Below are 22,335 nucleotides of genomic sequence, written 5' to 3' on the forward strand. Positions count from 1 at the left end.
TGATGCTAATAGCGCATATTCTGCAACTTTAGTGTTGTTTTGAGCCCTTTAAATATGTTGCTCAAAATCGGAAAAATGAAATATCATAGATTGTGATAAAAAAAGTTGAGAGGTATTGGGATATGTCGAAAAATATATATAAATTCGTATAGTATTCACATAAACACTTATGATATGAAACATTTAACCTTTATGTGTTTTCTGTTGTGTCTTTTCGCTTGTAGCAGTGAAGACATTGTAAGTACCGTTGAGGAATCTGCAAAGCCGGCTAATGAATTGACTGCACAAACTGTTAATTTACTTGATAGCCTTGAAATTATGGAATATATTGATAGCATTATTAGTTCTTTTCCAAAGACTAGAGATCATGTAACAGGATATCTTTTAAAAGATGGATGGGACTATCAACTAACAGAAGAGCAGATAGAGCTTATTAGAAACAGCTTGCCGCGTCCACTTTTTACCCAAGAAAAAGTTCAGTTACAAAAAGCATTTACTTGTGTTGATTATACTAATACGGTTGTTTGGAACAACTGGTCTGGACTGTACAATTGTTATGCATATTCGATGGGGATTTATTCGTGGATAGAGTTCTATAACTGGGACGATTTATATCTCGGATATGGCAATGCGAGAGCAAAGTATCATGCTTATTATGATTATAGCGATAGTGACTTTGGAACAGAAAAAAAATATCCGGTAATTTGGAGTCAGGGGCCCACTCCTTTACATGCAAGTTTATGTGATTTTAAACATAGTAACTCCCAGCGCTCTAAGATGGGGCAAACGTGGTTGTTATGGCATAGTAGTCAGGGAGATATTAACGCTGAAGAAATCAGGAAAATGCATGAGTCTACTCAAGAAAATATAACTATTTCACGGAGTGAACTGGCCATAATCTCCCAAAAGGCACGTGCAATTAGTAAGAGGTCAATGTTTGAATCTTTGTTTAATGAATGGAAAGAAGCATGGACATGGTCTTTTAGTAGTAATACAGCTACTACAAGACAATTGCCCCAATATGCAGAATTAAAGGCTATGGGAAGGGAAATTATACCATTATTGATCGAGAAGATGGCGACAGAAGAAGATAACTTTTTTGCGATAAGATTGTATGAAGATCTTCAAGATGACCAGAATCAGAAAATACGATATGCGAATGAGGATCCTCATCAATTTGAAGGGTTACAACAAACTACGAAGAAGACTATAAAGAAGTGGTTAGAGGCTAATTCTAATTAAGATTATCTAAGGGACAATCGATTGTCGGACTTTTAATTAAGAATATAGATTTGTACTTTTGACCGGTGTAAATGATCGATGACACAAATAAATACACTATCTTTGTGAACGTTAATCCCCGCAGTTCTGTCTGGTCTATTCATAATGAAGAGTTTTAAGTTACAACCTCAATATACGAATCAGTGTGCTTAGAGCGCGAATATTAGACGGGGAATTGTGCCGAAGAGCTTGACTTTTTATCACAACTGGCCTAAAAATCAGAGATTTTATCTAAATTTGTCATACGATTAAATATGCTATCATAATGAAGAACTTTATCAAGGGATTCCGGTTTACTCCCTCTAATTATCCGGCTGAAGTAGAAGCAAAAATACAGAAATACAGAAAGCAAGGTTACAAACTCCCACCGCGCAAAGTACTCCGTACTCCCGAACAACTGGAAGGGATTCGTGAAAGTGCCAAAATCAATACTGCACTGCTGGACTATATTTCGGAAAATATCCGGGAAGGCATGTCCACCGAAGAAATTGATGTGCTCGTATATGATTTTACTACCAGTCATGGTGCTATCCCTGCCCCACTCAACTACGAAGGATTTCCCAAAAGCGTCTGCACCAGCATCAACGATGTAGTGTGCCACGGAATACCCAATAAAAATGAGATTCTGAAAAGCGGAGATATCATCAATGTGGATGTTTCCACCATTTACAAAGGGTATTTCTCCGATGCATCCCGTATGTTTATGATCGGTGACGTCAGCCCTGAAATGCAAAAGTTGGTACAGGTAACCAAAGAATGTATGGAAATAGGCATTGCCGCCGCCCAACCTTGGAAACAGCTGGGTGATGTAGGCGCTGCCATTCAGGAACATGCCGAAAAGAACGGATTCAGCGTAGTCCGTGATCTCTGCGGACATGGCGTAGGAATGCAATTCCACGAAGAACCGGACGTAGAACATTTCGGACGCTGGGGTACGGGCATGATGATTGTGCCGGGCATGACCTTCACCATCGAACCTATGATTAATATGGGAACCTATGAAGTATTCATAGACGAAGCCGACGGATGGACTGTCTGCACCGACGACGGACTGCCTTCCGCCCAATGGGAAAATATGATTCTGATAACGGAAACCGGAAACGAAATTCTGACATATTGATGGAACTGATTCTACTTATTGTTATTGCCGTGTTAGTGATAGTCCTACTTGTATTATCACTAACCAAAGGCAACAATCAAACTCAAGCAGAACAATTACAAATAGCCTTGCGCCAGCAAATGCAGGAAAACCGGGAAGAACTGAACCGCAGCATCCGGGAACTTCGCATGGAAATGACGCAAACGCTGAACCAGAATATGCAACAGCTCCAAGATGTTCTGCACAAGAATATGATGACTACCGGAGAACTGCAACGACAGAAATTCGACATGATGGCCCGCCAGCAGGAAGCATTGCTGAAATCCACCGAAAAACGTCTCGACGATATGCGTTTGATGGTAGAGGAAAAGTTACAAAAAACACTTAACGAACGTATCGGCCAATCATTCGAAATCGTCCGTTCGCAACTTGAAAACGTACAAAAAGGACTGGGAGAAATGAAATCTCTCGCCCAAGATGTCGGTGGGCTGAAAAAGGTATTGAGCAACGTAAAGATGAGAGGCACGTTCGGCGAAGTCCAACTGGGTGCACTCTTAGAACAAATGATGAGCCCCGAACAGTACGACGCCAATGTCAAAACGAAAAAGAGCGGAACCGAATTTGTGGAGTTTGCCATCAAACTTCCGGGAAAAGATGACGCCAACAGCACCGTCTACCTCCCCATCGACGCCAAATTCCCCAAAGATGTATACGAACAATACTACGACGCATTCGAAGCGGGAGACACAGCATTGATGGAATCGTGCGGCAAGCAATTGGAAAATACAATCAAAAAGATGGCAAAAGACATCCATGATAAATATGTAGACCCGCCGTTTACCACAGACTTTGCCATTATGTTCCTGCCATTTGAAAGCATATATGCTGAAGTAATCCGTCGTACCAGTCTCATCGAAACACTCCAAAAGGAGTATAAGATTGTAGTTACGGGACCGACAACATTAGGCGCCATTCTCAACAGTCTTCAGATGGGCTTCCGCACGCTTGCTATCCAAAAACGTACCGGAGAAGTCTGGACCGTATTGGGAGCTGTCAAAACAGAATTCAGTAAATTCGGAGGGTTGCTTGAAAAAGTACAAAAGAACCTACAAAGCGCTGGTGACCAACTCGAAGAAGTCATGGGAAAACGGACACGTGCCATCGAACGCAAACTGCGGCAAGTGGAACAGTTGCCGCATGAAGAAAGCCAAAAGATTCTCCCCATTGACGTAGAGGACGATTCGACAGATTACTAACTGATATTATTCAGGCACGGATTACACGGATTACACGGTTTTTAGAAATACGATTGCATAAAGCAACAGCGTAATCCGTGTAATCCGTGCCTAAAAAAATTCTCCACAACATTTCCATATCACGTCAATCCGCATAACTCCGCAAAGCCAGATTCTTCACCCAAAGAACGAAGATACCCGTCAGAATCAGATTCAATACCAGAGTAAGCACTGAAATAACCAATGCAGGGCCACCCAAGTTATATCCCAATGCAATGAAAATGATTCCGGCCCCTACCTCGCCACGGGTAAACATACCGATGGAAAGAGCCAGCCGCTCACTTAATTTCCGGTCACGATAGAAGAACATCGGACAAAGCTTTCCTATATTCGACAATAAAGAGACAATCACCACATGAAACAGAATCATTCCCCACGACATCATCTCCTGCGAACCGGTTACGGAATAAGAACCTGCATGAGTCTCCGCAAAGTTCACTCCAATAAAATGCGGCATGCTCATTCCCACCAGAAACATGAAGAAAAATGAAATTCCGGTAGACACCTTTCGTTCCACCGGTGTATCATGTTCCTTATGTTTCATGATCATACCCAAAACAAATGCCGGCAACAGTACTTCAATATGAATACTTCCCTCGTCCCCATACAATTCTTTACTCCCCAGATACAGTATTTGAGTAGCCAGAAATATAATCACTGAATAAAAGAGGATAGCCTTCCAGTCCTGACGCCAATCATACTTATTCAATCTTTGCCAGCCGATCGACAATAACAAGAATACAATCACCACCACAATAATCAACTGCCAGCGCAGTCCGATCATCATAATCTGAAGAGGAATCATCAAAAGAATCGTATCCAAATCATCGAAAATTGCCAATACCTGTATTTTCTTATAAATCCAACTGGACTTCAGTCCGATAGCCGCCAACATTGTAAACAGAATACCGGCCGATGTAGGTGCGGCAAAACGGCTTAGCAGCAAATTCTCCTTCCATGCTTCCCAACTATTCCAGAAATCGGGCGGAAGCAAAATAAACACATAATAAATAGCAATCATAAACCACGGTAAAGCAGCCGTCGCCATCGCAATAAAATAATCTTGAGCGTAACTTTTCCACCTCGTTTTATCAAGGACAAACTCACGGCCTACATTAATCATTATAAAACTAAGGCATACATAGAGCAGTACATTCGATATGGATTTAACAGCTCCATACCCATCCCCTGCCATCAACGGCAGGAATTGCGAAACGATGAGCCCCAACATCAGGAAGCCCGAAAAAGACAGAACTTTTCTCATATTTATAGTTGTTTGTGTATTAAAAACTAACCGCAAGTCAATTTGTTCAGAACATATCTCTGAAAAATTGCTTGCGGCAGTATTTTTAATCTAGTTTCAGTACGGCGAGGAAGGCTTTTTGCGGCACCTCCACGTTACCGATTTGTTTCATTCGTTTCTTACCTTTTTTCTGCTTCTCAAGCAGTTTACGTTTACGGCTCACGTCACCCCCGTAACACTTCGCTGTCACATCCTTACGGACCGCCTTAATGGTTTCACGCGAAATAATCTTCGCTCCGATAGCCGCCTGAATGGCAATATCAAACTGCTGGCGCGGAATGAGCTCTTTCAGCTTCTCACACATCCGTCGTCCCATATCGTAAGCATTGTCAATATGTGTCAAAGTAGAAAGTGCATCCACAGGCTCACCGTTCAACAAGATATCCAGCTTCACCAGTTTGGAAGTACGGAAACCATTCGGATGATAATCAAACGACGCATACCCTTTAGAAATACTCTTCAACTTATCGTAGAAATCAATCACAATCTCTCCCAAAGGCATATTGTAATAGATTTCCACACGATTACCGGAGATATATTCCTGTTTAATCAATTCACCACGTTTACCCAGGCAAAGCGTCATAATAGGACCGATATAATCGGTGGTTGTAATAATAGATGCTTTGATATACGGTTCCTCGATATGGTCAATCATCGTCGGGTCGGGCATACCACCGGGGTTGTGCACCTCCTTCATATTACCTTGCTTGTCATAGATATGGTAGGACACGTTCGGCACCGTAGTAATCACATTCATGTCAAACTCACGATCCAGACGCTCCTGCACAATCTCCATATGGAGCAATCCGAGGAAACCGCAACGGAAACCAAAACCCAAAGCCAGCGAAGACTCCGGCTGGAAAGTCAACGACGCATCATTCAGCTGCAACTTTTCCAAAGACGCGCGAAGATCTTCGAAATCCTCCGCCTCAATCGGATAAACCCCGGCAAACACCATCGGCTTCACTTCCTCAAAACCGGCAATAGCCTTGTCACACGGACGGGCAATATGCGTAATGGTATCTCCCACCTTCACCTCTTTAGAAGTCTTGATACCGGAAATAATATATCCCACATCCCCCGTACGAAGTTCGTTGCGAGGTACCATATCCATTTTCAGCACTCCCACTTCATCGGCATCATACTCTTTTCCCGTATTGAAGAATTTCACCTTATCCCCCTTGCGAATCATACCGTTTTCAATCTTGAAATAAGCAATAATTCCACGGAAAGAGTTGAATACAGAGTCGAAAATCAAAGCTTGCAACGGAGCCTCTTCATCTCCTTCCGGATGAGGAATACGCTCGATCACGGCCGCCAGTATTTCTTCCACTCCCATACCCGTTTTGCCGGATGCACGGATCACTTCCTCCCGCTTGCAGCCCAGCAATTCAATGATCTCGTCCTCCACTTCTTCGGGATTGGCACTCGCCATATCGCATTTATTAATCACCGGAATAATCTCAAGGTCGTGCTCAATTGCCATGTACAGATTCGAGATAGTCTGTGCCTGCACTCCCTGCGAAGCATCGACAATCAGCAACGCACCTTCACACGCAGCAATAGAGCGCGACACCTCATACGAAAAGTCCACATGTCCCGGAGTGTCAATCAGGTTAAGGATATACTTCTCCCCCTGATAAGTATATTCCATCTGGATTGCATGGCTCTTGATAGTGATCCCCCTTTCTTTCTCCAGATCCATATTATCAAGCATCTGCCCCGAAGTCACCTGAATAGTGTGTGTAAACTCCAACAAACGGTCGGCCAAAGTCGATTTCCCGTGGTCAATATGAGCAATAATGCAAAAGTTGCGTATATTCTTCATTCTGAATTCTTATTATTTTTAGCTTTTTGGTGTGCAAAGATACGTAAATGGCGGAATAAAAAAAAATGCGTTGATAACATTATGACCATGTACCAACGCATTTTTTTTATTGCTTAAGTGAGTTACTCGCTTAGATCAATTTGATGAAGAGTTCACCTTCAACTTCTTCCACAGAGACTTTGTCTTCTCTCAATAACCAGCCAAGGCCGAGGAACAGATCTTTGTCAACCAATTTAGTTGCTTTTTTAAGCTGCTTGGCAGTCATTCCTTCTGTTTCGTTCAGTGCATTCCAGATAGTACCTGCAATTACACCAGCTTTTTCTTTCAACATTTGCTTTGCAATTTTAGTTAGACATGCTTAAAATCATCCGGTCCAAAAGACTTTCAGATTTTATTTCGGAGGCAAAGATAGTTATTTTTATGTTATATAACACTTTATTGAGCACTTTTTTACCGTTTTTGTAATAAAAAAGCATTTTAGAACCTCATTTAGGATGCTTTTCGAGATATTCCGACCAAATTCTTGCCGCTTCTTCCACCATTTTAGCACAGGGACGCTTGCTATAATATTGAGCAGTACGCTCTTCCGGAATGGTTGAAACGGGATCTTTTTTCTTTAATCCCAACAATTCGCCACAAATCAGCGAACCGTTACGCTTCTTAAATTCAGCCGCCAGTTCTTGCACTACCGCATAATTGGCAGCTTTTCCTTCCCGGTCTGTCGCTTCCGTAGCGCCGGTTTCCAAGCCCGCCACCAAAAACATGCCGCAGGCAGCTCCACACGTTTCGCGCATTCGTCCTATTCCCCCGCCAAAGGAAGCACCCATACGTAACGCCTGTTCCTGTGTAAATCCATACATATCTGCAAAGGCCGCTACCACCGACTGCGAACAGTTATATCCGCTCTTAAAAAGCTCCACTGCTTTCTGTATTCTATCTTCCATAAACTATTTTGCATTTTTATTTCGCACAAAAATATAAGACACCCGTAAATTGAGTATTACTATCCTATAATATTTCCAATGCCATCGGACAATGGTCGGAATGTACGGCCTCATTCAGGATATACGCCCGTTTCAACAGCGGGCGTACCGGCTCACTGACCATACAATAGTCAATTCTCCAACCTTTATTCTTGGCACGCGAATTAAAACGATAGCTCCACCAAGTATATTCCTGTTTTTCGGGACAAAGCGTACGGAAAGAATCCACATACCCTGCAGACAGGAAACGTGTCATCCACTCCCGTTCTTCAGGAAGGAAGCCACTGTTTGTCGCATTCCGGACAGGATCATGAATATCAATCGGTTCGTGGCAAATATTATAATCACCACAAAGAATCAAATTGGGACGGGACTTCTGCAACTCCGTCACATACTTCTGAAAATCTTCCAGCCACACCATTTTGAAAGCCTGACGTTCGTCCCCGCTCGTTCCCGAAGGGTGATAAACACTGACTACCGATAAATCTCCAAAGTCCGCCCGTATAAAACGTCCTTCATTATCATAAGCCTCCATTCCCATCCCATATTCCACATGGTCCGGTTCCTGCTTGGTAAGTATGGCCACTCCACTGTATCCTTTCTTCTGTGCCGAATACAAATAAGACTTGTAACCCAACGCTTCAAACACCTCTCCCGGATATTGGTCCGGTTGCAGTTTCGTCTCTTGCAGACAAAGAATATCAGGATTCTCCTGCGCCAACCACTCCGGCAAGCCTTTAGATACGGCAGCACGCAGTCCGTTCACATTATAAGTAATAATCTTCATCGATCTATATTTATTGATTTATATTCATTTTATGAAAACAAAAGCATGATGTTCAGTGCCGAAACAATAATAGCAATCGAATACAACACAAACGTGCTCCAACGACTATTGACATAATCTCCCATCACCTTGCGGGAAGACGTCAGCCCCACCTGCAGAAACACTGTGAAAGGTAATTGAATACTAAGTATCATCTGCGAAATAATCAGTCCTTTGAAAGGATCTCCAATAAAGAAAATCAGCAATAAGGCAATTCCCAGAGACAAAAGGACTCCCACCTGCGAGTGGCTGTCTTTGATATGATACGATTCGCCGAAAATACCTGCAAAGATAGAACCCGCCGCCATTCCGCTCGTAATGGTGGATGAAATACCCGCCATCAGCAATGCCAGTGCAAATACAATGGCAGCATTACTTCCCAACAAAGGTTCGAGCAATGACTTGGCCTGTTGCAGTTCCTCTACCTGAATACCGCTTTTAAAGAAAGTAGCGGCAGCCAGCAGAATCATGGCACTGTTAATCGCCCAGCCGACAATCATGGAAAAAAGAGTATCAAACAACTCATATTTCAAGACCTTCTTAATAGAAGCATCATCTTTCTTATTATATTCGTGACTCTGTATCACCTCCGAATGAAGGAACAGATTATGAGGCATCACTACCGCTCCCAACACACTCATGATAATCAGCATACTTCCTTTCGGAAAAGAAGGAGTCACCCACCCTGCTGTCGCAGCCGGCCAGTCTATTTCCACCAGAAACAATTCGTAGATAAACGAAAGTCCGATAACGGAGACAAATGCAATGATGGAACGCTCTATCTTCTTATACGAATTAGTGAAAAGCATGATAGAGACAAAAAGCGTAGTCAATATAGCCCCCCATATAATAGGAATATCAAAGAGCATTTCCAAGGCAATGGCACCTCCCAGAATTTCCGCTAAAGAAGTAGATATCGACGCCAGTACCGCCGTACCAAGAATAGGTCGCGACACCCATTTGGGAGTGTACTTAGTGGCCGCCTCCGAAAGGCAAAGTCCGGTAACAATCCCCAGGTGGGCAACGTTGTGCTGAAGAACGATCAGCATAATAGTAGACAATGTAACCACCCACAGTAAGGAATAGCCGAATTCGGAACCGGCGGCGAAGTTAGAAGCCCAGTTTCCCGGATCAATAAATCCTACGGTAACCAGAAGCCCCGGACCAATATATTTAAAAACATCCAGTCCACCCAGATAGCGTTTATGATCTTTGCGTTTTAAGTCTTGAAAAATATTCTTCATTTTTGCATAATAGTTTTAACCTTACAAATATACTTATAAATAACGAGTGAAGGTCAATTTTAGTTCAAAATACCGACAAGTAAGTATACAAAAATTAGGCACGGATTACGCGGATTTCACGGTTCTTATTTTATTGAAACCGTGAAATCCGTGTAATCCGTGCCCGAATAAATGTCGTCGATTAATATCCCATCTCGTGCAATGCACGACACAACTGGTCAGGACATGAAGTCGGCCTGCCACCACACCGCACTCCTTCAAGTTTTGCGATAACATCCGCTACCTTCATTCCTCTCACAAGACGGGAAATACCTTGAAGGTTACCATTGCATCCTCCCCAGAAAACAACCTCTTTCACCACTCCATCTTCCACGTTCAGCTCGATGTTAGTGCTGCAAGTTCCCCGGGTTTTATACACATATTCCATAACCTGCCTTACTCTTCTTCCCCTTCCGGCTGCATATTGGTATAAACAGTCTGCACGTCATCAAATTCTTCCAAACGTTCGATCATCTTATCCAATGTCTCGCGCTGTTCCGGAGTCACCTCTTTCATGTCGTTCGGGATATAAGTGAAGTCTCCACCGACATCTTCAAAACCACACTCCTCCAAGTGTTTCTGAATAGCGGCATAGCTCTTGGGATTACCATAGATAGTGATTGTTCCCTCTTCGTCATCTTCTTCATATTCATCCTCCACATCATAATCGATCAGATCCAGAATCAGTTCTTCCATATCCAATCCGTCTTTCTTCTTGAAAGTAAATACACATTTGTGGTCGAACAGGAACGCGAGAGATCCCATTGTGCCGAGATTACCGCCAAACTTATTAAATACCGAACGGACGTCAGCCACTGTACGGGTTGTGTTGTCTGTCAGGGTATCTACAAATACAGCAATACCGTGAGGGCCGTACCCTTCGTAAGTCATGCTCTTGTAGTCACTCTGGTCTTTACCCATTGCGTTTTTGATAGCACGTTCAATATTATCCTTCGGCATATTCTCACGCTTACAAGTAGCGATTACCGAACGCAAAGTCGGGTTGTTTTCAGGTTCCGGACCGCCAGCCTTTACAGCTATAGCGATTTGTTTGCCCAGTCTTGTAAATGTTTTAGCCATGTGGCCCCATCTTTTCAGTTTAGCGGCCTTTCTATATTCAAATGCTCTTCCCATTGGTTTATATTTTTAGATTGAAATTTTAAGTTTATCTAAGTTTGGCACCCAGCTTATCTTCCAAGTTCTTCACCAGTTTGGACATGATCTTATCAATCATCTTATCATTCAAAGTCTGGCTCTCATCCTGAAGCAGGAAGCTCACCGCATACGACTTCTTGCCTGCTTCCAGATTCTTACCTTCGTACACATCGAAAAGTTCCACTTCTTTCAGCAGCTTCTTCTCTGTTTCGTAAGCAATCTTTTCGATTTCGGCAAACTGCACATTCTTGTCAAGCAACAATGCCAGGTCACGTTTCACAGCAGGGAACTTGGAGATTTCCTTGTAGCTGATCTTCACAGAACGGATAGCCTTCATCAGTTCCTTCCAGTTCAAGTCGGCAAAATACACTTCATTGTCGATATCAAATGATTTCAACAGTTTTTTAGTCACGATACCGAAAGAAGCAAGACGCTTACCCCCCTTCGTATTGACAGAGAGTGCGGCAGCAAAAATATCGTCCGTCAGATTACCGACAACCAGATTGTGCAAATCCAGTCCCAGACGCTTCAATATATTTTCTACATAAGCCTTCAACTCATATACCGAACTGTTCTCATCCGCATGTGCCCATGAATTGGAAACCTTCTTACCGGTTACCCACAAACCCAAGTGATAATCTTCCGAGTAAGGAGCCAATACCTTCTCTTCGTTCTTCTTGTCACCATCGAAATGATAGCAATTACCGAATTCGAAGAACTTCAAATCAGCATTCTTACGATTTGCATTATGAGCAATACTTTCCAGTCCACCGAACAGCAAAGTCTGGCGCATAGCGTTCAAATCCGCACTCAACGGATTCAGCAACATCACCAGGTGGTTGGACGGATAAGTCTCCATACCATCATAGTAAGCAGCACGCGTCAATGAGTTGTTCAGGATCTCATTAAATCCGCAACCCACCAATTGCTCTGCAATCAGGTTCTGCAATTTATTCGATTTATCATGTTCACCTTTGGTAGTCAGGCTGGAGTTCAGCGTAGTCGGGATTTCAACATTGTTATATCCGTAGATACGAAGAATATCTTCAATCACGTCACAATCACGCTGCACGTCTACACGATAAGGAGGAACAGCTAATGTCAGCCCTTCTGCCGTTTCATTAGTGATCTTCATTTCCAGGCTGGTCACAATGCTCTTGATTGTCTCTACCGGGATTACTTTTCCTACCAAAGAATGTACTTTCTCATAAGCCAGATCGACTATAAAATCGGGTGCAGGAGTAGTGAACACGTCTTTTATTTCAGAAGAAATCGTACCGCCCGCCAGTTCTTTGACCATCAAAGCAGCCAGCTTCAGGCAATAAATAACCCCGTTCGGATCGATACCGCGTTCGAAACGGAAAGAAGCATCCGTATTCAAGCCATGACGGCGGGCTGTCTTACGCACCCATGTAGGATGGAAATAAGCACTTTCGATGAATACATCTGTCGTAGCTTCCGTGGAACCGGAGTCCAGTCCGCCGAATACACCGGCAATACACATGGCCTCTTCCTTGTTACAAATCATCAGGTCGCGTTCGCTCAATTTACGCTCCACTTCATCCAGCGTAACGAACGGAGTTCCTTCCGGCATTGTCTTGACAATTACTTCATTACCTTTGATCTTTCCGGCATCGAAGCAGTGCAACGGCTGACCGAAAGCATGAACGATATAATTGGTAATATCCACTACATTATTAATAGGACGCACCCCGATCAGACGCAATTTGTTTTGCAGCCATTCCGGACTTTCCTTCACAGTGACACCTTTCACCGTAACACCGGCATAATGCGGACAAGCTTCGCTGTTTTCCACCTTCACTTCAATATTCAAGTCATGGTTTTCCACTTTAAAGCCGTCCACCGACGGACGTTGCAAAGTAGCCTGTTTGCCGTTCTGAATCAGATAAGCGTACAAGTCACGAGCCACCCCATAGTGAGAGCAGGCATCCGCACGGTTAGGCGTGATATCCACTTCAAGCACATAGTCGCTCTTGATATTATAATAATCCTTGGCAAGCGTACCCGGAACAGCATTTTCCGGCAATACGATAATACCTGCATGATCCGTACCGATCCCTATTTCGTCTTCAGCACAAATCATACCGATAGATTCCACCCCACGGATTTTTGATTTCTTGATGGTAAAACATTCGTCACCGTCATAAAGTTTTGTACCTAAAGTAGCCACCACCACTTTCTGTCCGGCAGCCACATTCGGAGCACCACAAACAATCTGTACCGGTTCACCGTCTCCCAGATTAACAGTAGTAATATGCAAATGGTCAGAATTAGGATGTTCCGTGCAGGTCAGCACTTCACCAATCACAAGTCCTTCCAAACCACCTTTAATGGTTTGCACTTCTTCTACACCACCTGTTTCCAAGCCGATAGAAGTCAACGCAGCCGCCGTTTCATCGGGCGTCAGATCGAAGTTGACATACTCTTTCAGCCAGTTATAAGAGATATTCATATGATTAATTTTTTATTGTTTCTCAAAAAGATTTGCAAAGTTAATAAGATTTTTCGGTTGACCGAGAAGGTTTGATAAAAAATTGCGCGTTATTTCACCACAGAGGACACAGAGGACGCAGAGGATACCGGAAAAATGAAAAATAAGTGTAAATTCGTAATAAGCAAATGTATATAATTCATTTACCAACAAATTCAACATGAGTACTTAATAAAAAGAAAGAACTCTGTATTCTCTGCGTCCTCTGTGTCCTCTGTGGTGAAACAAAGCACAACTAGAACGGTAACGGTCCATCCCCCGGCGCCCCGAACGGATTCGCTGTCTGTGGCGAAAAATCAGGAGCCGGCGGCGGAGGTACAGACCCCGCATTGCCCGCATTCATTTTCGATCCCAGCATCGCTCCTGCGGGTTCGCCCGGCATCGGGATCACCATATCGTCCTCCGGATTGGAGAAACGGGTAAATTCTCCCTTAAACCGGAGCAACACCTCGCCTACCGCACCATTACGATGCTTGGCGATGACAATCTCCGCCATACCACGCAGGTCATTACCACGGTCATCCTGATAAATCTTATAGTATTCCGGACGGTGGATAAAGCACACCATATCGGCATCCTGCTCGATGGCTCCCGATTCACGAAGGTCACTCAACTGCGGTCGTTTACCGTCAATACCTTCACGGCTTTCCACACCACGATTCAACTGTGACAGTGCGATGATCGGAATACTCAACTCTTTTGCCAATCCTTTCAACGAACGGGAAATGGTACTAACCTCTTCCTGACGGCTACCAAACGCCATACCACTCGCATTCATCAACTGAAGGTAGTCAATGATGATGATTCGCACCCCATGTTCGCGTACCAGACGGCGTGCTTTCGTTCGAAGTTCAAACACAGACAGAGACGGCGTATCATCCACGTAAAGCGGTGCATCCATCAGATTCTTCAGTTTATAGTCCAACTGTTGCCACTCATAACCCGCCAGCTGTCCGCTCTTGATCTTTCCACTTTCAATTTCGCAGACATTGGCAATCAAACGATTCACCAGCTGAACGTTACTCATTTCAAGAGAGAACAATGCCACCGGGTTCCGGTAATCCACCGCAATATTCTTAGCCATTGAAAGGACAAAAGCAGTCTTACCCATAGCAGGACGGGCAGCTATAATAATAAGGTCGGAATTCTGCCAACCCGAAGTCATCTTATCAAGTTTCGTGAAACCACTCTCCAGACCACTCAAACCGTCGGTTCGCGCCGCAGCTTTCTGAATCAGCTTATAGGCTTCGTCAATCACCGGATTGATCTGCGTATAATCCTTTTTCATGTTCTGCTGCGAAATCTCAAAAAGTTTACCTTCCGCTTCCTGCATCAAGTCGTCCACATCCAGAGTCTCGTCAAACGCCTTACTCTGAATATTGCTCGTAAACGTTATCAGCTCACGCGCCAGAGATTTCTGTGCAATAATACGGGCGTGATACTCAATATGCGCTGATGAAGCCACCTTACTACTCAATTGAGTAATATAGAACGGGCCTCCCACCTCTTCCAATTCTCCGCGTTTGCTAAGTTGTTCCTTTACAGTCAGAATATCCACCGGTTTCTGATTCACCGCAAGATCGGTGATAGCAGAATAAATCAACTGATGCCGTCGTTCGTAAAAAGATTCAGGACGAAGAATCTCACTCACCAACGAGTAAGCATCCTTTTCAATCATTAAAGCTCCCAGAACTGCTTCTTCCAGTTCAGGCGCCTGCGGCTGAATACGACCATAATCATTTACCGGTTGTATTTTAGTAGACTTTGAATTGCGGGTATTTCTTTTCTGTTCGGCCATCGAGGTATTTACTATTTTACAATTTACAATTTACTATTTTACGACTGGACAGACTCTATTATCACATTTATCACGGAATTCTTCCAGTCGGGACGACAAAGATAGAATATAATCATGAAGAATGGATAAGGAAAAATGAAGATTTTACTAACTTTGCTCCCGAATTACATTCAACACATGCTTAATTGTAATATGCAGCACTGCAAATAGTAAATCGTAAATTGTAAAATAGTAAATAACCTTATGCTCGCTTTTCCTAATATCAAAATAAACCTGGGACTTTCCATCACGGAAAAACGCCCGGACGGATATCACAATCTGGAAACCGTTTTCTATCCGGTAGCTCTGGAAGACGCACTGGAAATCCGTACCTCCCCTAACGCTGACCGGAAATTCACTCTCCACCAACACGGAATGGAAATAGCCGGTAACCCGGAAGACAATCTGGTAGCAAAAGCCTATTTGTTGATGGATAAGGAATTTCATCTCCCTCCTGTCGAAATCCACTTATACAAGCACATCCCTTCAGGAGCCGGACTGGGAGGAGGATCATCGGATGCCGCTTTCATGCTGAAGTTGCTCAACGATCATTATCAGCTGGGAGTATCCGAAGAACAATTGGAAGTATACGCTGCCACTTTGGGAGCAGACTGCGCTTTCTTTATCAAAAACAGACCGATATTTGCCGAAGGAATTGGAAACATCTTCTCCCCGGTCGAACTTTCATTAAACGGCTACCAAATCATGATTATAAAACCGAATGTTTTTGTTTCCACCCGGGAAGCCTTTTCAAACATTCATCCCCATCGTCCGAAATATCCGGTTATGGAGGCAATCCAGCGTCCTGTACAAGAATGGAAGGATACGTTAATCAATGATTTCGAAGCAAGTGTATTCCCGCAACATCCCGTCATTGGAGAAATCAAAGAAGAACTCTATCATCAAGGAGCAATCTACGCATCCATGAGCGGCTCCGGATCTTCGGTATTCGGATTGTTTGCTCCCGGATTCGTCTTACCGGAAATTAATTGGGGAACTGACGTATTCTGCTTCAAAGGAAAGCTATAAAGTAAAGAGCCATATAATCGTTCGCCCGTTCCGGGCAAACACAAAAAAAACGGTACCACGACTCACGTCGTAGTACCGTCACAACACAAACACAAAATAAAACACGACAAAACTACTATGCAATCTTTCCTGTCTATGCCGGGGAGGCATAAGTACTATTTACGTATATTCGCATACTCATAAACAGCTTCAGGTCGATTAGCATCAATTAAACAAATCGCATGCACGATTTGTTTAAACTTTTATGTTATTTAAAACAAGTTTCCCTTTTATTGAATCCCTCTTTCACGGAGTTTCAGCTGCCAGTTCCATGCAGAGCGTAAAGTATCTTCTAAAGTTTCTACGGCTTTCCAGCCCAGCTCTTTATTAGCAAAATCCGGGTTAGCCCAAACTTTTTCAATGTCGCCTGCACGACGTCCGACAATCTGATAATTCAATTTTACGCCCGTGGCTTTTTCAAAGCCATTTATTAATTCCAATACAGAAACACCACGTCCTGTACCAATATTGAATACTTCTACTTTTTCTTTTTGTGTCTTTTCCAAGATACGACGGATAGCAATCACGTGTGCTTTAGCCAAGTCAACGACATTGATAAAGTCACGGATACAAGAACCGTCCGGTGTATCATAATCGTCACCAAACACGCTAAGTTTCTCACGGATACCGATGGCTGTCTGGGTCAGATATGGAATCAGGTTTTGAGGAACCCCGTTAGGCAGTTCACCCAGCAATGCAGTAGGATGCGCACCAATCGGGTTGAAATAGCGCAACATGATCGCATTGATCGGAGCACCTGAAGCTACCGTGTCACGAATAATCTCTTCATTGATCTGTTTGGTATTTCCATAAGGTGATTCCGCTTTCTTGATCGGAGCCTTTTCCGTTACCGGCAACTCGTCCGGCTGACCGTATACTGTACAAGAAGAAGAGAACACAATACCTTCTACTCCATGCTTTGGCATCAGTTCGAGAAGGTTAATCAAAGAAACCAGGTTATTACGGTAGTAAAGCAACGGTTTCTGTACCGATTCTCCTACTGCTTTGCTAGCTGCAAAGTGAATGATAGCCTTAATTCCTTTATATTTTGTAAATACTGCATCCAGACCGGCAAAGTCCAGGCAATCCAGCTTTTCAAAAACTGGACGAATACCGGAAACTTTCTCTATATTGTCAACAACGTCAGCACTTGAATTTGATAAATTATCGATGATGATTACTTCATATCCGCTGTTTTGTAGTTCTACAACAGTATGAGACCCAATGTATCCTGTCCCGCCTGTTACTAAAATTCTTTCTTTCATATACTTTATAAAATGGTTAGTTTCTCGGCTTATTATTGTTTGAGTTACAAATGTATGGAAATAAAATGGAATAGCAATAATTTGCCACGAATTTATTTGCTAAAAAGTAATTAAGGTACAATTTGGTAGCATTTAGGTATAAAAAAGAATTGGAAACTCTAATCTGTATGTCGCCACACAGCAGAGCTTCCAATCCCCTATTTAATTATCAACTGTAAATCCTTACCTTACACCACGCCGGAGAATCCCATGAATGCCATAGCAAGCAAACCGGCGGTAATCAAAGCAATCGGAGTTCCTTGCATTCCTTTCGGAATTTTCACAAGGCTCATCTGTTCGCGCAATCCGGCAAAAAGCACCAGTGCCAGACCGAAGCCGATAGCCGTAGAGAATGCGTATACAACCCCTGTCAGCAGGTCATAGTCTTTCTGAATCACCAGAATAGCGACACCCAGAATACAACAGTTCGTTGTAATCAGCGGCAAGAATACACCCAAAGCCTGATACAGAGCCGGAGACACCTTTTTCAGGATGATTTCCACCATCTGCACCAGTCCGGCAATCACCAGGATGAACGTAATCGTCTGCAAATATCCCAGTCCGAAAACATCCAGTACAAACTTCTGAATCAGGAAGGTGACGATGGTAGCGATGGTCAACACGAAAGCAACCGCAGCGCTCATACCCATCGCAGTTTCCACCTTCTTGGATACGCCCAGAAACGGACAGATACCCAAGAACTGCGACAACACGATGTTGTTTACAAAGATTGCCGAAATAAATATCAATATATATTCCATAGTTGTTAAATTGAAAATTGAAAATTGAGAATTAAAAAATCAGAGAATGTGAAAATGAAATTAAGAATATGGTTCATATCTATTATTTCTCAATTCTCAATTTTCAGTTCTCAATTTATTAATTATTGCAATGAGGTATCCCAAAGCGATGAAAGCACCCGGAGCCAATACGAATACCAACATTCCATATTCTTCCGGCATGATGGTCAGATCGAAGATTTTACCGGTCCCCAGAAACTCGCGGACAGCACCCAGCAAGGTCAGGGCGATGGTGAAACCAAGTCCCATACCGATACCGTCGAACATGGAAGCAACTGCGTTATTCTTGGCAGCAAAGGCTTCGGCACGTCCCAGCACAATACAGTTCACTACAATCAACGGAATGAAAAGACCGAGTGTAGCATACAGTCCCGGCACGTAAGCCTGCATCACCATTTGAAGCAAGGTCACGAAAGACGCGATCACCACAATAAACGATGGGATACGCACCATGTCCGGAATCAGGTTCTTTATTAAAGAGATCACCACATTCGAGCAGATCAATACGAACATGGTAGCCAGTCCCATACCCATACCATTGATAGCCGATGACGTAGTACCCAATGTAGGACACATACCGAGCAGGAGTACAAACGTAGGATTCTCTTTAATAATCCCGTTCATCATTACTTTAAAGTTATTCATATCTGTCTCCTTTCTTATTTAGCACTGACCGAATCAGTTAGTTCAACTTTAATCGTAGCTCCCGTAGCAGCGTCAGCAGCATCTGCGTCCGCGCCTTTCGCTTTTTGAGAGGCACCGGTTACACCGTTCACTTCCCCGCCTTCGGCCTTATAGGCTTGATAAGCGGCATTCACTGCATTGAGGAAAGCACGTGAAGTAATGGTAGAAGCTGTGATGGCATCCACCGCTCCCCCATCTTTGCTGACAGTCAACGGAGCTTCACCCGGATTCATACCCAGAATAGATTTTTTACTCTCTTCGTGAGATACCGCTTGTTCTCCCTTTGCAGGATCATAAGCCCCGAACCATTTGTCGGCCTTAGAGCCCAATCCCGGAGTTTCCGCATGTGCCAACAGGGAGTAGTTATAGATTTTTCCTTCGGCATTAAAACCTACCAGCACTTTCAGTTCACCGCCAAATCCCATTGATTTAGCTTCAACGGCCGTGCCCACCAGTTCTTCCCCGTTCTTGGCCGGATAAACGATAAAGTCAACGATCTTCTTTCCGTCTTTCTCGCTGAAGATCGTATCACTTTCCGCTACCGGATTGTTGGTAAATTCAGGAAGAACCTTTTTCAAGGCCTCGTTCAGCGTCTTTGCATTCGCTTCGGCGATAGGGCCTTTCGTCAGTTCATTTACATAAGCCAGCAACGCAACGGAAATAGCAGTCACTCCCGTAAGCACCAGCAACATATTCTTTAAAGATGATTCTAACTTTTTCATTTCTTCTTCGCTACCTCCCCAAAGCGTTTAGGTTTACAATAGGTGTTAATCAGCGGAGTGAACGCATTCATAATCAGGATGGCGAACGACATACCTTCGGGATAGGCACCGAACAAGCGGATAACCACTGTCAGCAGACCGATACATACACCATAAATCAGCATCCCTTTCTTGCTCATCGGAGAAGTCACATAGTCGGTTGCCATAAAGACGGCACCCAGCATCAGACCACCGGAGAGCAACTGCAATACCGGAGATACATATTTTTCCGGATCTGCAAGGTGCATGATACCGGCAAAGATAAACACGGTAGCCAGGATAGACACAGGAATATGCCAGGTGATAATCTTCTTCCAAAGCATATAAACCAGCCCGATCAGCAGAGCCAGTGCACTCACTTCACCCAAGCATCCGCCGTTCTGTCCGATCAGCAAGCTCAATGCGTCCGGAATCTGGTTTAAAGCATCCATAGCCGCGCTCTTATCTGCAGCATGAATCGCCTGTTTCATCAATGCCAGCGGAGTAGCACCGGTGGTAGCGTCCGTATATGCCGTCAACTGTCCGACTACCGGCCAGCTGGTCATCTGCACCGGGAAAGAAAGCAACAGGAACACGCGGCCTGCCAATGCAGGGTTAAAAGGATTGCAACCCAGTCCGCCGAAAGACATCTTGCCTACACCGATAGCAAACAGTGCGCCCAGGATGATAATCCAGATAGGCAGGTTAGACGGTAAGTTAAATGCCAGCAACACACCTGTGATGATGGCAGAGCCGTCGCAGATGGTGGTGGTCGGTTTCTTCATTAAATATTTTCCAATGGCCCATTCGAAGAACAAACAAGCCGCAACGGAAGTAGCCGTGACAATCAGAGCCCCCAGTCCGAAGAAATAGAGAGACACCAGAAAAGCCGGAATCAGTGCGATCAGCACGCCATACATATTTTTCTGTACGCTGTCTCCGCCATGGACGTGGGGCGATAGTGATACGATTAATTTATTTTCCATATTCGTTATTTTTTAGCTTGACGTGCACGAATCATAGCTCCCACTTTGCCTTTACCCAGACGACAATAGTCGAGCAGCGGACGGTTGGCGGGACAAGTGAACTGGCAAGAGCCGCACTCGATACAATCCATGATTCTTTCTTTTTCCATTGTTTCAAAATCTCCGTTTTCGGACAAAGCTCCGAGCAAGTACGGCTCCAGTCCCATCGGACAGGCACTCACACACTTCGCGCAACGGATACAGGTCTGCGCCTCCCCACGTTTGGCTTCCTTTTGGTTCATAATCAGGATACCGGAACTGCCCTTCGCAGTAGGAACCTCGATGTTTACCAACGCCTTACCCATCATCGGGCCGCCGCCGATCACCTTACCCGTATCTTCGGGCAAGCCGCCGCAAGCGTCGATCAACTGCTTCATCGGCGTACCGATACGAGCCAGGAAGTTGGACGGTTTGGCAACCGACTTTCCTGTCACGGTAATCACCCGTTCGAACAACGGCTTATTCTTCTGTACCGCTTCATAAACGGCAAATGCTGTTCCCACGTTCTGCACGACCGCTCCCGTAGAGATAGGCAACGCGCCGCTGGCCACCTGACGTTTGGTAATCGCATCGATCAGTTGCTTTTCACCTCCTTGCGGATATTTCACCTTCAAGGGCACGACCTCGATGCCTGCGTAGCTGGAAGCCACTTTCGTCATCAGTTCGATAGCATCCGGCTTATTATTTTCGATTCCGATAAATGCCTTGTTTACTTTCACCGCTTTCATCAGGATAGAAACACCTACCATGATTTCTTCCGCGTGTTCCAGCATCAGCTGATGGTCGGCAGTCAGGTAAGGTTCACACTCTACGGCATTGATTATCACACATTCCGCCTTGAAAGAAGGAGGAGGACAAAGTTTCACTTGAGTAGGGAAACAAGCACCGCCCAGCCCTACGATTCCGGCATCGGCAATCTTCTTCACGATCTCTTCTGCGGAAAGTTCACACTCTTTCACCAGTGTGGTGCTACGGTCGATTGTTTCTTCCCATTCGTCGCCTTCCACGTCAATGAAGATAGCAGGTTTCGCATAACCGCTGGCATCGACTATGGTATCAATCTTCGCCACTTTACCGCTGACTGAAGAGTGAATTGCTGCCGAAACAAAGCCGGCAGGTTCGGCAATCCGTGTGCCCACCTTTACCACATCCCCTTTCGCAACGATCGGTTTTGCAGGTGCACCGATGTGCTGCCCCAGCAAAATAACAGCCTTTGCAGGAACTTCCGCTGTGATAATGGGTTGATGTGCCGACAATTTATTTTCGTGTGGATGAACTCCACCAATTGAAAATGTCTTTAACATACAATTCT

20 protein-coding genes are annotated in these 22,335 nt (G+C 44.2%); 4 read left to right on the forward strand and 16 right to left on the reverse strand.

Annotated features, from left to right (window positions below; translation table 11 throughout):
- The first annotated feature begins 174 nt into the window (after positions 1-174).
- The 3 genes from NXV01_RS19360 (at position 175) to NXV01_RS19370 (ending at position 3,636) form a co-directional block, all read left to right on the forward strand.
- Complete coding sequence (locus tag NXV01_RS19360) at positions 175-1,242, forward strand: hypothetical protein (RefSeq protein ID WP_259023074.1); 1,068 nt, start codon at positions 175-177, stop codon at positions 1,240-1,242.
- Between the two features lie 304 nt (positions 1,243-1,546).
- Positions 1,547-2,401: a type I methionyl aminopeptidase gene (map, locus tag NXV01_RS19365; protein WP_259023075.1), complete on the forward strand. Its 855-nt coding sequence runs from the start codon at positions 1,547-1,549 to the stop codon at positions 2,399-2,401.
- Positions 2,401-3,636 carry a DNA recombination protein RmuC gene (locus tag NXV01_RS19370; protein ID WP_195649605.1) on the forward strand — a complete coding sequence of 412 codons (1,236 nt, stop codon included), beginning with the start codon at positions 2,401-2,403 and terminating at the stop codon, positions 3,634-3,636. The genes map and NXV01_RS19370 overlap by 1 nt, the downstream gene beginning before the upstream one ends.
- A 124-nt stretch (positions 3,637-3,760) precedes the next feature.
- Here NXV01_RS19370 and NXV01_RS19375 read toward each other — a convergent pair whose 3' ends face one another.
- The 10 genes from NXV01_RS19375 to dnaB form a co-directional block, all read right to left on the reverse strand.
- The gene (locus tag NXV01_RS19375; protein ID WP_250701114.1) at positions 3,761-4,939 is read right to left on the reverse strand and encodes a sodium:proton antiporter; all 1,179 of its coding nucleotides are present in this window, start codon (positions 4,937-4,939) and stop codon (positions 3,761-3,763) included.
- A gap of 85 nt (positions 4,940-5,024) precedes the next feature.
- Positions 5,025-6,806 carry a translation elongation factor 4 gene (gene lepA / locus NXV01_RS19380; protein ID WP_148366988.1) on the reverse strand — a complete coding sequence of 594 codons (1,782 nt, stop codon included), beginning with the start codon at positions 6,804-6,806 and terminating at the stop codon, positions 5,025-5,027.
- Between the two features lie 130 nt (positions 6,807-6,936).
- Positions 6,937-7,137, reverse strand: a complete 201-nt coding sequence (locus NXV01_RS19385; RefSeq protein ID WP_004295603.1) for a winged helix-turn-helix domain-containing protein — start codon at positions 7,135-7,137, stop codon at positions 6,937-6,939.
- A gap of 154 nt (positions 7,138-7,291) precedes the next feature.
- The gene (locus tag NXV01_RS19390) at positions 7,292-7,750 is read right to left on the reverse strand and encodes a C-GCAxxG-C-C family protein (RefSeq protein WP_004295601.1); all 459 of its coding nucleotides are present in this window, start codon (positions 7,748-7,750) and stop codon (positions 7,292-7,294) included.
- A gap of 64 nt (positions 7,751-7,814) precedes the next feature.
- Complete coding sequence (locus NXV01_RS19395; RefSeq protein ID WP_148366989.1) at positions 7,815-8,576, reverse strand: exodeoxyribonuclease III; 762 nt, start codon at positions 8,574-8,576, stop codon at positions 7,815-7,817.
- A gap of 29 nt (positions 8,577-8,605) precedes the next feature.
- On the reverse strand, positions 8,606-9,859 hold the full coding sequence (locus NXV01_RS19400; RefSeq protein ID WP_148366990.1) for an Nramp family divalent metal transporter: 1,254 nt from the start codon (positions 9,857-9,859) through the stop codon (positions 8,606-8,608).
- A 181-nt stretch (positions 9,860-10,040) separates the two neighbouring features.
- Positions 10,041-10,286, reverse strand: a complete 246-nt coding sequence (locus tag NXV01_RS19405; protein WP_148366991.1) for a TIGR03905 family TSCPD domain-containing protein — start codon at positions 10,284-10,286, stop codon at positions 10,041-10,043.
- A gap of 8 nt (positions 10,287-10,294) precedes the next feature.
- Positions 10,295-11,032 (reverse strand): YebC/PmpR family DNA-binding transcriptional regulator, encoded by a 738-nt coding sequence (locus NXV01_RS19410; protein ID WP_074636120.1) that lies wholly within the window; start codon positions 11,030-11,032, stop codon positions 10,295-10,297.
- A 31-nt stretch (positions 11,033-11,063) separates the two neighbouring features.
- The gene (pheT, locus tag NXV01_RS19415) at positions 11,064-13,526 is read right to left on the reverse strand and encodes a phenylalanine--tRNA ligase subunit beta (RefSeq protein ID WP_259023076.1); all 2,463 of its coding nucleotides are present in this window, start codon (positions 13,524-13,526) and stop codon (positions 11,064-11,066) included.
- A gap of 274 nt (positions 13,527-13,800) precedes the next feature.
- Positions 13,801-15,363, reverse strand: a complete 1,563-nt coding sequence (gene dnaB, locus NXV01_RS19420) for a replicative DNA helicase (RefSeq protein ID WP_148366993.1) — start codon at positions 15,361-15,363, stop codon at positions 13,801-13,803.
- A gap of 243 nt (positions 15,364-15,606) precedes the next feature.
- Here dnaB and ispE point away from each other — a divergent pair, with 243 nt between their 5' ends.
- The gene (ispE, locus tag NXV01_RS19425; RefSeq protein ID WP_259023077.1) at positions 15,607-16,431 is read left to right on the forward strand and encodes a 4-(cytidine 5'-diphospho)-2-C-methyl-D-erythritol kinase; all 825 of its coding nucleotides are present in this window, start codon (positions 15,607-15,609) and stop codon (positions 16,429-16,431) included.
- A 269-nt stretch (positions 16,432-16,700) separates the two neighbouring features.
- Here ispE and galE read toward each other — a convergent pair whose 3' ends face one another.
- The 6 genes from galE to rsxC form a co-directional block, all read right to left on the reverse strand.
- On the reverse strand, positions 16,701-17,735 hold the full coding sequence (gene galE, locus NXV01_RS19430) for a UDP-glucose 4-epimerase GalE (RefSeq protein WP_074705183.1): 1,035 nt from the start codon (positions 17,733-17,735) through the stop codon (positions 16,701-16,703).
- A gap of 227 nt (positions 17,736-17,962) precedes the next feature.
- A complete protein-coding gene (rsxA, locus tag NXV01_RS19435) occupies positions 17,963-18,535 on the reverse strand; it encodes an electron transport complex subunit RsxA (protein ID WP_004295587.1) in 573 nt (190 codons plus the stop codon).
- Between the two features lie 96 nt (positions 18,536-18,631).
- Positions 18,632-19,219 (reverse strand): RnfABCDGE type electron transport complex subunit E, encoded by a 588-nt coding sequence (locus NXV01_RS19440; RefSeq protein WP_008998541.1) that lies wholly within the window; start codon positions 19,217-19,219, stop codon positions 18,632-18,634.
- Positions 19,220-19,233: 14 nt separating this feature from the next.
- Positions 19,234-19,980 (reverse strand): RnfABCDGE type electron transport complex subunit G, encoded by a 747-nt coding sequence (locus NXV01_RS19445; RefSeq protein ID WP_148366995.1) that lies wholly within the window; start codon positions 19,978-19,980, stop codon positions 19,234-19,236.
- Positions 19,977-20,984 carry an RnfABCDGE type electron transport complex subunit D gene (locus NXV01_RS19450; RefSeq protein WP_004309219.1) on the reverse strand — a complete coding sequence of 336 codons (1,008 nt, stop codon included), beginning with the start codon at positions 20,982-20,984 and terminating at the stop codon, positions 19,977-19,979. Before NXV01_RS19450 ends, NXV01_RS19445 begins: the two co-directional genes overlap by 4 nt.
- Before the next feature lie 5 nt (positions 20,985-20,989).
- Positions 20,990-22,327 carry an electron transport complex subunit RsxC gene (gene rsxC / locus NXV01_RS19455; protein ID WP_074909204.1) on the reverse strand — a complete coding sequence of 446 codons (1,338 nt, stop codon included), beginning with the start codon at positions 22,325-22,327 and terminating at the stop codon, positions 20,990-20,992.
- Positions 22,328-22,335 lie beyond the last annotated feature (8 nt).

The sequence above is a fragment of the Bacteroides sp. BFG-606 genome, from assembly GCF_024788145.1.
Classification (GTDB): domain Bacteria; phylum Bacteroidota; class Bacteroidia; order Bacteroidales; family Bacteroidaceae; genus Bacteroides; species Bacteroides vicugnae.